The organism is Vibrio sp. Vb1554 (assembly GCF_033344235.1).
This window is the reverse complement of record NZ_JAWPOJ010000002.1, coordinates 84495-97975: the sequence shown is the minus strand read 5'-3', so window position 1 is coordinate 97975 and position 13481 is coordinate 84495. Positions and strand designations below refer to the sequence as shown.

10 protein-coding genes are annotated in these 13481 nt (G+C 44.4%); 6 read left to right on the top strand and 4 right to left on the bottom strand.

All coding sequences use genetic code 11. The features are described from left to right. Positions 1-4: 4 nt before the first annotated feature. Entirely contained in the window at positions 5-712 is a 708-nt protein-coding gene (locus R8N28_RS02395; protein WP_047101298.1) for a GntR family transcriptional regulator, read from the bottom strand. 180 nt (positions 713-892) lie between these two features. Here R8N28_RS02395 and R8N28_RS02390 point away from each other — a divergent pair, with 180 nt between their 5' ends. Then, the gene (locus R8N28_RS02390) at positions 893-2221 is read left to right on the top strand and encodes a 6-phospho-alpha-glucosidase (RefSeq protein ID WP_047101299.1); all 1329 of its coding nucleotides are present in this window, start codon (positions 893-895) and stop codon (positions 2219-2221) included. Positions 2222-2276: 55 nt separating this feature from the next. Further along, the gene (locus R8N28_RS02385) at positions 2277-3827 is read left to right on the top strand and encodes an alpha-glucoside-specific PTS transporter subunit IIBC (RefSeq protein WP_047101519.1); all 1551 of its coding nucleotides are present in this window, start codon (positions 2277-2279) and stop codon (positions 3825-3827) included. Between the two features lie 178 nt (positions 3828-4005). Here the strand turns inward: R8N28_RS02385 and R8N28_RS02380 are convergent, their stop codons facing one another. The 3 genes from R8N28_RS02380 to R8N28_RS02370 form a co-directional block, all read right to left on the bottom strand. Further along, on the bottom strand, positions 4006-6036 hold the full coding sequence (locus tag R8N28_RS02380; RefSeq protein ID WP_114139527.1) for an acetoacetate--CoA ligase: 2031 nt from the start codon (positions 6034-6036) through the stop codon (positions 4006-4008). 87 nt (positions 6037-6123) lie between these two features. Beyond that, entirely contained in the window at positions 6124-7050 is a 927-nt protein-coding gene (locus R8N28_RS02375; RefSeq protein ID WP_017820355.1) for an electron transfer flavoprotein subunit alpha/FixB family protein, read from the bottom strand. After that, positions 7047-7799, bottom strand: coding sequence for an electron transfer flavoprotein subunit beta/FixA family protein (locus R8N28_RS02370; protein WP_005386149.1), 753 nt, complete (start codon positions 7797-7799; stop codon positions 7047-7049). Before R8N28_RS02370 ends, R8N28_RS02375 begins: the two co-directional genes overlap by 4 nt. Positions 7800-7954: 155 nt before the next feature. Between R8N28_RS02370 and R8N28_RS02365 the strand changes: the two genes are divergently transcribed. The 4 genes from R8N28_RS02365 to R8N28_RS02350 all read left to right on the top strand — a co-directional run bounded on the left by R8N28_RS02365 (position 7955) and on the right by R8N28_RS02350 (position 13481). Next, positions 7955-9592 (top strand): electron transfer flavoprotein-ubiquinone oxidoreductase, encoded by a 1638-nt coding sequence (locus R8N28_RS02365; RefSeq protein ID WP_064354685.1) that lies wholly within the window; start codon positions 7955-7957, stop codon positions 9590-9592. 243 nt (positions 9593-9835) lie between these two features. After that, on the top strand, positions 9836-10636 hold the full coding sequence (locus R8N28_RS02360) for an ABC transporter ATP-binding protein (RefSeq protein WP_005373297.1): 801 nt from the start codon (positions 9836-9838) through the stop codon (positions 10634-10636). After that, the gene (locus tag R8N28_RS02355; RefSeq protein ID WP_005373296.1) at positions 10636-12588 is read left to right on the top strand and encodes a long-chain fatty acid--CoA ligase; all 1953 of its coding nucleotides are present in this window, start codon (positions 10636-10638) and stop codon (positions 12586-12588) included. Before R8N28_RS02360 ends, R8N28_RS02355 begins: the two co-directional genes overlap by 1 nt. Continuing rightward, positions 12588-13481 (top strand): branched-chain amino acid ABC transporter permease, encoded by an 894-nt coding sequence (locus R8N28_RS02350; RefSeq protein WP_005373295.1) that lies wholly within the window; start codon positions 12588-12590, stop codon positions 13479-13481. The genes R8N28_RS02355 and R8N28_RS02350 overlap by 1 nt, the downstream gene beginning before the upstream one ends.

Here is a 13481-nt window from a genome sequence, read left to right as displayed (position 1 = left end):
AGTACTACGTCCTAGTTGAAATAAACTCGAAGCTGTATTGATGAAGTCGGAAGTAATTGACGGTATATTCAAATGCACGACCATCTTCTAGGTAACCAGTGGACTCAACTTTTAGAATAGGGGAAGCTTCTGATTCATTCAGGTATGAGGCCGTCTCTGTATCTAACAAATACGGTTTGACAGACTGACTGCTTTTCGCAATTTTCAATCCTTTGCTATTTTCAATGTACTCATATTTAGAACCATTCATTATGGCTATGCTCAAGTCTGGAAATAACATTGCTGGCATATGAGTGACTTCGTAAATTTCAGGCTCATCATTAATACATCTGAGTCTATGTATTTCATATGTATCATCATTGGGCGAGAGATTTAACTGCTTAGCAACCTGCTCATTCGGCTTTTTAAGTTCGAACTTTATGACTTGAGAGCTAGGCGTTTTCCCCTGTTTACTGACTTCCTCGATAAAACCCAGCAAATGTAAGGCATCATGTTGGGCTTTTAGATCGTTTACATAAGTTCCACTACCTCTTGTCCGACTAATTAAATTATTGTCGACCAGAATTTGTAAGCTTTTTCTGATGGTTACGCGGCTTACGGAAAACTCTTCTTGCAAATCACTCTCTTTTGGAAGCATCGATTTAGGTTGTAGTTCCCCATCTTTGATCTTTTTTTCTAATCGTTCCGCAATGTCTATGTATTTGGGTTTCATAATACCTCGCTAAGTCTTGGATCATGATAGCAAGAATGTGATCTGAGATGTAGTTAATACTTTTCCTTAGGATCTTTGTGTGATTTTTATCTCGTATCTTTGTGCTTACACTTTAAATGTATCATAAAAGTATTAATACTTATTTTATACATTTGCAGGGTAAACATTTGAGGTAGCGGAATGAAACGTCAAAAATTAACGATTGTTGGTGCTGGCAGTACATACACACTTGGTATGATGAACAGCCTTATTGCTGAAAAAGATAACTTTCCACTCGCAAAAGTCGTGTTTTACGACATAGATGAGAAACGCCAAGAGTCGAATGCATTAGCTACTGAAATTCTATTGCGAGAACACTATCCAGAAGTTGAAGAGTTTGTTTATACAACGGATAAATCTGTCGCATTCTCAGATTCGGACTTTTTCTTTATACAGATCCGCACTGGTGGGTTGGCCATGCGCGAGCGCGATGAACAGATCCCGCTATCCAACTCTTGTGTTGGGCAAGAGACATGTGGCGCGGGAGGAATGGCATATGGACTTCGCTCTATCGGCGACATGATCCAGCTAGTGAACGAGATCCGACAAACGTGTCCAGATGCGTGGATTCTTAATTACACCAACCCGGCGGCAATTGTCGCTGAAGCTTTAAATCGTGAATTTCCGCATGATAAGCGAATTCTAAATATCTGTGATATGCCAGCAGCGATTATGGTCAGCTATGCGCAATTGTTAGGATGTGAAATTTGGGACTTCGTTCCTGAATATTTTGGGCTTAATCACTATGGCTGGTTTACCAAAATTCGTAACAAACAGGGTGAAGACTTAACGGACAAAATTAAAAATATCATCCTAAAAGAAGGGATCAGTGCGGTTGATGCGGAAATAGCGGATGACCCATCGTGGCAAGCCACATTCAAAAACATGAGAACAATGCTTGTTGATAATCCAGAGTTTTTGCCGAATACGTATCTTCAGTACTATTTGTACCCTGAAAAAATGGTGGCGAAAGAGGATATCAACAATACCCGCGCAAGGCAGGTAATTAACGGCCGTGAGAAACGAGTGTTCGAATTGAACGCAAGAATAATTGAAGCGGGCACCACGAAGCACGAAACACTGCATGCCGATATCCATGGTCGATACATGGTGAGAGTCGCGGCTTCGCTAGCCTACAACTTGAGCGATGTGTATCTCGTCATCGTACCGAATAATGGTGCTATTACAAATTTACAAAATGACGCCATGGTAGAAGTTCCAGCTGCGCTAACTAGTGATGGACCGAAAGCTTTTACTGTAGGAAAAATCCCAACCTTCCAAAAAGCCATGATTGAAAGCCAACTTGGTTACGAGAAATTAGTCGTGGATGCTTGGTACGAAGGAAGTCAGCAAAAGCTGATTAATGCACTCACACTTAACCGTACCGTGGTTAATGTGCCAAAAGCTAAAGAAATAACAAAACAATTACTAGAAGAAAATAAAGCCTACCTTCCTCAATTTTTTCAATAACAACTGGACGTTCGGGGCCTCCTTGTAGGCTCCGTGAATGAAACAAGAGGTTTATATGAAAGACATTATTCAAAGGTTCGGGGCCGCGATGTTTGTACCCGTTCTATTATTTCCAGCAGCGGGCATGTTATTGGGTTTCTCTGTTGTGCTGTTAAATCAAGAAGTGTTTCCTTGGGCACTAGAGGGGAGTGCTTGGGTTAAAGTCTCGACGATCATTTTACAGGCATCTCTCGCTGTATTTAAAAATATGGCACTTATTTTTGCCGTTGGGTTACCTATCGCTTTAGCTAAAAAAGCATCTGGTCGCGCTGTACTTGCAACACTTGTTTCCTACATTACGTATAACTACGTTATTGGTGGAATCCTTCAATTTTGGGGGCCAGAACTGGGCGTTAACTATACGGAAGGTGAGCGAGGTTTGACTGAAGTTGGTGGCATTCTAACGCTTGATACCAACTTGCTAGGTGCGATTTTAATTGCAAGTCTCTCTGTTTGGGTTCACAACCGATTCTTTGATAAAAAGCTACCGGATTGGGCGGCTGTATTTGGCGGAACGCCATTGGTTGTGATCATTAGCTTCCCAATTATGGTCGTGATGGCAATTCTAACTTGTTTGACTTGGCCAAGTATTCAGCATGGTATTAACAATCTGCAATCATTTTTGGTTTCTGCTGGATCGTTAGGGGTATGGCTATTTACGTTTTTAGAGCGAATCATGATACCAACGGGGTTGCATCATTTCGTATATGGTCCCGTTTTTTATGGGCCTGTTGCAGTCGATGGCGGAACGGTTTCCTATTGGATTCAAAATATACAGACATTCGCCCAGAGCTCGGAAAGTTTAACGACACAATTTCCTCAGGGTGGTTTGATGTTGACGGGAATGGGTAAAGTGTTTGGTTGTACGGGTATCGCACTAGCACTCTATTCAGTTGCGAAAAAAGAAAATAAAAAGATGGTGATGGGGTTAGTGCTCGGAGCCGCAATCACAGCAATTCTTACAGGGATCACCGAACCAATAGAGTTTACATTCTTATTTATCGCACCTGCGCTGTTTGCTTTGCATGCGTTGTTATCTGCGACAATGGCAACGATCGCCTTTATGTTTGGTGTTTCCGGTAACTTTCAGACTGGCTTGATAGACTTCATTTTCCAAAACTGGTTGCCTTTGGCTGGTAACCATGCAGGAACATACGTGATTCAGATTATTATTGGTCTCATGTTTACTGGTGTTTACTTTGTTACGTTTCGCGCGCTTATTTTAAAATACAACATACTTACTCCGGGACGTGAAGGTGCAGATAGTAAGTTGTATTCCAAAGCTGACTACAAAGAAGCGAAAGCGGTCCATAACAGTAGCGCAAGTCCGTCACAAGCTAGTGCCTTTATTGAAGGTCTGGGTGGAAAAGAAAACATTGAATTGTTAACTAATTGCGCGACGCGTTTGCGTGTTAAAGTTAAAGATGTCTCTCTTGTAAAGGAGAACGCATTTTTCACACAGCACGGAGCGGTGAATATTGTTAGAAATCAAGAGAGCCTTCAAATCATCGTTGGTTTAACGGTGCCACAAGTTCGCGAAGATATGAGCCAACTGATAAAAGCTTAACCCCCAAACTAATGCTCCAGCTCATATGGCTCAAAGGTGAGATATAATTATCTCACCTTTTTTGTGTACATGAAGCATATTTCGCGCAGTTTCCACGAAAGTGGGGAGGAGTTATCGAGCGAGCTAAAAATACAGTTAGGTTATACCCGTCTGTATTGTTGGAAGACTTGTTGAGTCTCTAATTGACAGTGGCGCCACTTTCTATGTTGAAAAGCGTTTTAATTTCTTCCAGCACTTCTGGGTTAGCAATAGCACCAATGTTTTTTACAGCTTGTCCGTTTACCAATTGTTTCACTGCTAGCTCAACCAATTTGCCTGAGCGCGTTTTAGGAATATCACTGATGGCAAAAATTTGTCGTGGGACATGGCGCGGTGAACATTTTGTTTTCAATGTTTGGCGAATTGAATCGGTGAGTTGTTGGGTTAACTCGACGTTGTGAGCGAGTTTTACTAGTAACCAGATTTCTTCAGACTGCTGGTTTAACTTGCCGACAGCGATGGAGTCTTCAACCTCGGGTAACGTGTTCACTTGCTGATAGATTTCAGCGGTACCGATGCGTACGCCGCCTGGATTTAAGGTTGCGTCACTACGGCCATAAAAAATGAAGCCGCCATGTTCGGTTTGCATCACATCGTCGCCATGGTGCCAGATATCGGTAAACTTGCTCCAATAAGTGTTGTGATAGCGTTCGCCGTTGTCGTGCCAGAAGCCAATAGGGAAGTTAGGTAGTGAGTTATTGCAAGTTAGTTCGCCGCGTTGCTGTGTAATGGTTTTTCCCTCGTCGTCCAAAACACGCACGTCGATTCCCAGCCCTGCGCCTTGGCATTCACCTTTGTAAACTGGTGAGATAGGGTTTCCCAGTACAAAGCATCCGCAAATATCCGTGCCGCCAGCGATAGAAGCGAGATGCAAGTCCTGCTTGATGTGCTGATAGACATAACTAAATTGTTCTGGGTAAAGCACCGAACCAGTTGAGCAAAGAGTTTTGAGTGACTTCAGGTTATGTTCTAGTTTTGGAGAGCAGTTTGCCTGTTCCAGTGCTTCTAAGTATTTCGCTGAAGTACCAAACAGCGACACGCTATGTTCTTCTGCTAATTGCCATAAGATGGAGTGATCAGGGTAAACCGGACTACCGTCGTAAATCACTAAGGCTGCACCACTCGCAAGAGCGGAAACATGCCAGTTCCACATCATCCAACCACATGTTGTGTAGTAGAAAACCTTGTCTTGCGATTTGATGTCGCAATGCAGTTGATGTTCTTTGAGGTGATTGAGCAAGGTACCGCCTGCGGAATGGACAATACATTTAGGTTGACCTGTTGTACCAGAAGAATACAAAATGAATAACGGGTCATTAAACAGCGTTGGTTGATATTGAATTGATTGTGGAGAAAAGTGGTGAGTAATATCGGACCAAGAAACAAACTCAGAAGTGCTAGCACTCTCAGCGTTTTGTAAATATTCGATTTGGCATACGCTAATAGTAGTCTCTTCGGAGGCACTGCTTAACTTACTACTAAGAGTGGTGTTCTTGTTCGTCATATCGAAAGCTTTGCCTCCGAACTGGTAGCCATCACAGCAAAAAAGAACTTTCGGTTTGACCTGACCAAAACGCTCTACGACGCTATCGATACCAAAATCAGGAGAGGTTGAAGTCCAAATGGCACCAAGACTGGTGGTGGCCAGCATGGCAATAACGGTTTCAGGAAGGTAGGGCAAATAACCCGCAACGACATCGCCTTTACCGACACCACAATTGAGTAGCCATTGTTGAATGGCAGAAACTTGTTCAAGCAACTGTTTACCGGTGAGTTGTCGGTGTTCACCGCTTTCATTGCTAAAAACAATAAACTCACGCTCTGGTGATTGTTCAGCCTGAGATAGGAGGTTCTCTGCGTAGTTCAGCGTGGCGTCAGCAAACCATACTGTGTCTCTATTTACATGATGATGATTAGAACCTGTTGGTGTCCATTTGGGACTGCCAAGGCTCTTGACTTGCGAACCCATATCTCCGATTACGTTGCAAAACTGCCAAGTATGTCGCCAAAATTCATCATTGTGCTCAATGGACCACTGGTGTAGAGACGTGTAATTGTTGATTACGGTACCTTCGGCTTTGTCTTTATTAACCTTTTCGATGAACCGTAATAAGTTGCTATTGCTGACGCGCTCAGCAGATGGTGACCAAATAGGTGCAGAATTTGGCATAGGTCCCTCTAATTTCAATTCTTTTGAATATGACCAAAAACAAAATAAAGAGGCGAACATAGCAGTGTTCGCCCCTTATCTGATCGTTTAAAGTTGTTCGGCAAGCTGAGGTAGTACCTCAAATAAATCACCAACCAATCCATAGTCGGCAACTTCAAAGATAGGAGATTCTGGATCTTTGTTGATCGCGACAATCACTTTGGATTCCTTCATTCCTGCAAGATGCTGGATGGCACCGGAAATCCCAACCGCTATATAAAGCTTAGGTGCAACGATTTTACCGGTTTGACCCACTTGTAAGTCGTTGGCAACAAACCCGGCATCAACCGCCGCGCGAGAAGCGCCAATGGCAGCACCTAGTTTATCGGCAACTTGTTCGATCAACGCGAAGTTCTCTTTGCTACCGACCCCGCGTCCACCTGACACAACCACCTCTGCCGCGCTTAATTCAGGACGTTCTGACACGGTTTTATCGACAGAAACTAATTCAACCATTGGAGCTGAGATAGTGACCTGCTGATGCTTAATATCAGCTTGGTTGTGACAAGTAACCGGCTCAAACGCAGACGCGCGCACGGTGATGACGCGAACCTTGTCGCTGGTGGTCACTTTGGCAAATGCGTTTCCTGCGTAAATAGGGCGGATAAAAGTGTTTTCATCGATAACTTGGACAATATCGGAAATTTGCCCAACGCCGAACTTCGCAGCTACTCGAGGTGCAAGGTCTTTCCCTTTTGATGATGAGCTAGCCCAGATTGCGTCAAAACCTTCAGCAATACTCACTACAATAGGTGCGATACTCTCGGCAAATTGATGCTTAAGTTGCTCATCATCGACACAAATTACGTTTGATATACCATCAACGCGACAAGCTTGCTGAGCGACTTCTTCACACTGGTGGCCCACTACGATCAAAACATTGTCTTGGCTGACTTGTTTTGCTGCATTAACCACTTTGAGTGTGTCCGCATGCAATTGGTTATTGTCATGCTCTGCTATGATTAAGTTCTTCATGAAATCACCTTCGCTTCGTTACGCAGCTTATCGAGAAGCTCTGAGACAGATTCAACCTTGATGCCACCTTTTCTTTGCGCTGGCGGTGTGACTTCTTGAATGGTTTGGCTAAATACCACTTCAACACCCAGACTGTCAGGTGTGATGGTATCTAACGGCTTGCGCTTAGCTTTCATGATATTAGGCAAAGAGGCAAAACGCGGTTCATTCAGGCGTAAGTCAGTACTGATCACCGCAGGTAAGTTCATCGCGACTGTCATCAAGCCGCCGTCCACTTCTCTCACGACCTGAACTTTTTGATCTTCAATCTTCACGTCGGAAGCGAAAGTTGCTTGAGGCCAGTCAAGTAGGGCGGCCAGCATCTGAGCCACTTGGTTGTTGTCCGTATCAATGGATTGTTTACCCGTAATCACAAGCTGTGCTTGTTCTTGCTCAACTAGAGCTTTGAGCAGCTTAGCAACAACTAATGGCTCTATTTTGTCTTCAGTATCGACATGAATAGCGCGATCGGCGCCTAATGCAAGCGCGGTACGTAGTTGCTCCTGACACTGGCTACCGCCGGCACTGACAACGATGACTTCATCTGCAATACCTTGCTCCTTTAGTCGTACGGCTTCTTCAACGGCTATTTCGCAAAATGGATTAATCGTCATCTTGACGTTATTGGTTTCAACATCGCTATGGTCCGCTTTCACGCGAACTTTAACGTAGGGATCAATGACCCTTTTGATTGGCACTAGTATTTTCACGTTAGATTCCTTTTACAGTGAAGACTATGTGTTAACAGTGAAGACGATGTGATGACGTCTTTAAAATGATGTTAATTTACCTTTACGTTTGCGTCAACTTTAAATATATTGTTGATTAACAAGTTGGCAACATGCAAAGAAAAAGGAATGCAATCATGGAAAGAGACTGCATGGAATTTGATGTTCTGATTGTAGGCGCAGGTCCCGCAGGCTTGTCTGCGGCATGCCGAATCAAACAATTAGCAGCAGAAAAAAAACAAGAGCTCTCTGTTTGCGTGGTAGAAAAAGGTTCTGAAGTTGGAGCGCATATTTTATCGGGTGCGGTGTTTGAAACGCGGAGTTTGGATGAGCTTTTTCCCGACTGGGAAGAGAAAGGCGCTCCGCTCAATACCAAAGTAAACCAAGATAAAACCTACTATCTAGGCAATGACATCAATGGTCATGAACTGCCTTCTTGGGCGGTGCCTAATACGTTACATAACAAAGGTAATTACATCATAAGTTTGGGCAGTCTATGCCGATGGATGGCGTTGCAGGCTGAGAACTTGGGGGTGGAGGTCTACCCAGGTTTTACCGCCAGTCAAGCGATCATCGATGAAGATAGTCGTGTTTGTGGCGTGATCACGGGCGATATGGGATTAGATAAAAATGGTGAACAAAAAGGAAATTTCGAACCTGGTATTGAACTACGAGCGAAGTTTACTTTATTTGCTGAAGGCGCACGGGGGCATATTGGTAAGCAGTTGATTAACCGATTTAATCTTGCTGAAGAGAAAACGCCTCAACACTACGCTATCGGTTTTAAAGAGCTGTGGGAAATCCCATCAGAGCAGCATCAGCAAGGTTTAGTAGTGCACGGATTAGGTTGGCCGTTATCAAATGAAGCTACAGGTGGCAGTTATCTCTACCATTTAGAGGGAAACCAAGTTGCCGTCGGGTTGATTGTTGACTTGAATTATAAGAATCCGCACTTGAGTCCATTTGATGAGTTTCAACGTTTTAAACACCACCCGTTGATTGAGCAATACCTCAAAAATGGGAAGCGTATTAGCTATGGCGCGAGAGCGATCACCAAGGGCGGCTTTCATTCGCTTCCCACGCAGCAGTTTGCTGGTGGCTTGTTAATTGGCTGTGATGCAGGAACACTTAACGGCGCTAAAATCAAAGGCACACACACCGCAATGAAATCTGGCATGCTTGCCGCTGAAGCAGTATGTGAAGCCCTTGAGAGTCAGTCAGTTACTGCTGATTATCAAAAGCATTTCAAACAGTCTTGGCTGTATGAAGAGCTTTATCAAGCACGTAACTTCTCAAGTGGTATTCACCGCTTTGGATCGTGGCTGGGCGGTGGTTTAGCGCTGCTGGAACATAACGTATTAAAAGGCAAAGCTAAGTGGCATATCCGCTGTGATAAGCCTGATCATCAGTCTCTGTTATTGGCGGAAAACAGCAATGAAATTGTCTATCCGAAGCCTGATGGCGTGTTAAGTTTCGATCGCCTCTCTTCTGTTTATCTATCCAATATCTTCCATGAGGAAGATCAACCATGCCACTTACGACTGGAGAACCAGCGGATTCCTATTGAGCAGAACCTTGAATTATATGCAGAGCCAGCACAGCGCTATTGTCCGGCTGGCGTGTATGAAATCGTACAGGGGGAGCAGCAGCCAGAGCTGCAAATAAATGCGGCCAACTGTATCCACTGTAAGACCTGCGACATCAAAGATCCAAGTCAAAATATTACCTGGACTCCACCAGAAGGTGGTGGTGGTCCGAACTATCCAAATATGTAAGCGTTTGAGAATAATTTTTATTAACAATTTATTTACTTAAAGTTTGCGTTAGTTCAAATCTTTCTCGATGAACTCGATTGCAACTTAATCTTTCAGGCACTATTCTGATTTTAAATTGACGTTTACGTAAACTGAATACAAAGTTGATGCATAGGTGTAAAAGCGGTTACCAGTATCAAAGTTAGGTTTGATCAAAATAGTGCTCAATGGAACGCACTTAAAATAACGAAAGGGAGATCAACTATGGTATCGGAATCGCCTCTGTTGCAGGTAAACGATATTTCATTGGCTTTTGGTGGGGTGAAAGCTTTAACTGACGTGAGCTTCCATGTGAATGAAAAGGAAATTTTTTCAATCATTGGTCCAAACGGTGCAGGTAAAACCTCAATGCTCAATTGCATCTCTGGTCGATACACACCAAACAAAGGCTCTGTAATCTTCGCTGGAGATGACGTAACTAAACGTACACCAAGCCAACGAGCTGAGTTAGGGCTGGGAAGAACCTTCCAAAACTTAGCGCTCTTTTCTCATATGTCGGTACTGGACAACATCATGGTTGGCCGACACCACCTACTGAAAAATAACTTCGTCACGGGGCCACTCTATTGGTTCTCCAATGCGCAGAAAGAAGAGATGGCGCACCGCAAATATGTGGAAGACGTGATCGATTTTCTAGAAATCCAGCACATCCGAAAAGCGACTGCAGGCACCCTATCTTACGGCTTACGTAAGCGTGTAGAGCTTGCTCGTGCCATTGCCTTAAAACCTAAGTTACTGCTGCTTGATGAACCAATGGCAGGTATGAACTTGGAAGAAAAGGAAGACATGGCACGTTACATCATGGATCTGAATGAAGAATTAGATATCACGATCATCATGATTGAGCACGACATGGGCGTGGTCATGGACATCTCTAATCGCGTTTTGGTTTTGGATTTCGGGAAACACATTGCTACGGGTGAGCCTGAAGAAGTGATGGCCAACCCACATGTGAAGCAAGCGTACTTAGGCGAAGAGCTACCGACATTAGAGGAGAGTGCATAATGGCACAGCAACATAATGATTGGGCAGATATAACCCGCTTAGATACCTTTCCAAAAGTGTTGCAACACAATGCCAAGAACTGGCCCGAACAAGTCGCAATGCGTGAAAAGGAGTTTGGTATATGGCGAGAGTTCACTTGGAAGGATTATGAAAACCGCGTCAAGTGGATGGCACTGGCACTACGAGATTTGGGTATTGGTGAGCAAGATGTCGTTGGTTTGCTAGGTGATAACCGCCCTGAATGGGTATGGGGCGAGTTAGCGGCACATGCGATCAAAGGTTTCTCGCTGGGCATCTATCAAGATTCTATGCACGAAGAGGTGGCGTACCTTATCAACTATGCAAAAGCAAAAGTCGTGATTGCCGAAGATGAAGAGCAATGCGACAAGCTGCTTGAGCTTGGTGATGAAATTCCTAGCGTTGAATACATTATTTACTGCGATCCTCGTGGAATGCGTAAATACGATGATCCAAGATTAATTGATGTTGAACAGGTCTACAAAAAAGGTCAGCTGATTGATAAAGCGGACCCAGACAAATATCTCAATATGGTTGTTGAAACCAAAGGCAGCGATCTTTCAATTCTTTGTACTACGTCGGGTACGACTTCTAAACCAAAATTGGCTCAGCTACACAGTGGCACGTTCTTGGATCACTGTGCGGCTTACTTGCGTGCAGACCCTCGTTCCCCAGGCGACAACTACGTTTCTGTTCTGCCTTTGCCTTGGATTATGGAGCAGGTTTACGTGGTTGGTCAGGCGTTGATTTCTCGTCAAATCGTTAACTTTGTGGAAGAACAAGAAACCATGATGTCCGACTTGCGTGAAATCGGTCCAAACTTTGTGCTGTTAGCGCCACGTGTGTGGGAAAACATTGTGGCAGACGTGTCTGCACGAATGATGGATTCGACACCGTTTAAGCAAAAGATGTACAAACTGGGCATGAGCTTAGCCAACAAAGCGCTGGAGCAGGGTAAACGCTCTAAGTTGGCTGAATGGATTCTTCTGCGTGCTCTGCGTGACCGTTTAGGGTTTTCGAACCTGACATCTGCGGCAACCGGCGGTGCGGCGATGGGACCGGATACTTTCCGTTACCTACAAGCTATTGGTGTGCCACTTAAGCAGCTTTATGGTCAGACCGAAATGTGTGGCGCATACACCGTGCACCAAGCGGATGATGTGGATTACGATTCCGTTGGTGTTGCGTTTGATAATGCAGAAGTGAAAGTCATCAACCCGGACAGCAATGGCGTTGGTGAAATCATCGCGAAAAGTACAGGCATGTTTACTGGCTACTTAAACAACCAAGCAGCATATGATGAAGATGTTCAAGATGGTTGGATGCACACAGGCGATGCGGGCTATTTTAAAGATTCCGGTCACTTGGTGGTGATTGATCGTCTGAAAGATATGTCGGAAACCAGCCATGGCGACCGTTATTCGCCACAGTTTATCGAAAACAAACTCAAGTTCTCGCCGTTTATTGCAGAAGCCGTGGTGGTAGGTAAAGGTCGACCTTGGCTGTCTGCCATCATCTGTATTCGCTATGCGATCGTCGCGAAGTGGGCAGAGCAACGCGGCTTGGCATTTACCAACTACACCAACTTATCTGCTCAACCAGAAGTGTACCAAGCGATTCGTGAAGAAGTTCAAAAAGTGAACGAATCCCTACCGGATGCACAGAAGATCAGCAAATTCATTCTACTTTACAAAGAGCTGGATGCCGACGATGGCGAGCTAACTCGCACACGTAAAGTACGCCGTGGTGTGGTTGCAGAGAAATACGGAGACATCATCGAAACCATCTACAGCGACGATCCAAAAGTCGATGTCGATACAGTGATCACTTATCAAGATGGCACCAAAACACGCATTCAAACGTCGCTAGTTATTGAAACGCTTATTGAGCATGAGCCAACACTAGTGGATAGCGAACAACGGAGGATCGCATAGTGAATACGGATTTATTACTGCAACTCGTCATTAATGGCGTGATCGTTGGCATGTTGTATGGCGTTGTCGCCATGTGCTTTGTATTGATTTACAAATCGACCCAGGTGGTCAACTTTGCTCAGGGTGAGTTCCTGTTGATTGGCGCATGGGTATGTTGGGCGGCATTGGTACACCTACAGTTACCGTTTTTTATAGGCTTTTTACTCACGCTCGCGTTCATGATGATTTTTGGTATCGCCGTGCAAACCATTGTGCTCAGACCGTTGATTGGTGAACCGATTATCTCTGTGATCATGGTGACCATTGGTCTATCGATGTTTTTCCAAGCGCTGATGAAGTGGATATTCGGTGTCTCTGCTGTGTCGTACCCGCAAGTGTTCGAAACCAACGTGGTGAATATCGGAGGTTTGAATGTTGAGTTTGCTTACATTCTGAGCTTGATCTTCTCAATGCTCATCATGGGCGCGTTCTACTGGTTCTTCAAATTCAGCAAAATGGGTCTGGCAATGCGCGCAACGGCATTCAACCAGCAAGTAGCCCAGAGTCTTGGCATTTCCATCAAGAAAGTGTTCGCCATCAGTTGGGCCATTTCGGCAATGGTATCTGCAACAGCAGGGATTGTTATCGGTATCGTTAACGGCGTATCTGACGCGCTATCCATTATTGGTATCAAAGTTTTCCCAGCCGTTATTTTAGGTGGCTTAGATTCGGTAGTCGGCGCAATTGTCGGTGGTATCACCATCGGGGTGCTAGAAAACTTGGCTGAGTTTTTTGATAGCCAATACCTGCAAGTGGGTAACTTATACAACATCGCACCATTCTATGTGCTGTTAATCATTCTTGCCTTCAAGCCATATGGCCTGTTTGGTACCAAAGATATTGAGCGTATTTAA

Excerpts from the sequence above, each read along its gene's own strand:
- R8N28_RS02395 (WP_047101298.1), bottom strand. The coding sequence starts at position 712 with ATGAAACCCAAATACATAGACATTGCGGAACGATTAGAAAAAAAGATC.
- R8N28_RS02390 (WP_047101299.1), top strand. The coding sequence starts at position 893 with ATGAAACGTCAAAAATTAACGATTGTTGGTGCTGGCAGTACATACACA.
- R8N28_RS02385 (WP_047101519.1), top strand. The coding sequence starts at position 2,277 with ATGAAAGACATTATTCAAAGGTTCGGGGCCGCGATGTTTGTACCCGTT.
- R8N28_RS02380 (WP_114139527.1), bottom strand. The coding sequence starts at position 6,036 with ATGCCAAATTCTGCACCTATTTGGTCACCATCTGCTGAGCGCGTCAGC.
- R8N28_RS02375 (WP_017820355.1), bottom strand. The coding sequence starts at position 7,050 with ATGAAGAACTTAATCATAGCAGAGCATGACAATAACCAATTGCATGCG.
- R8N28_RS02365 (WP_064354685.1), top strand. The coding sequence starts at position 7,955 with ATGGAAAGAGACTGCATGGAATTTGATGTTCTGATTGTAGGCGCAGGT.
- R8N28_RS02360 (WP_005373297.1), top strand. The coding sequence starts at position 9,836 with ATGGTATCGGAATCGCCTCTGTTGCAGGTAAACGATATTTCATTGGCT.
- R8N28_RS02355 (WP_005373296.1), top strand. The coding sequence starts at position 10,636 with ATGGCACAGCAACATAATGATTGGGCAGATATAACCCGCTTAGATACC.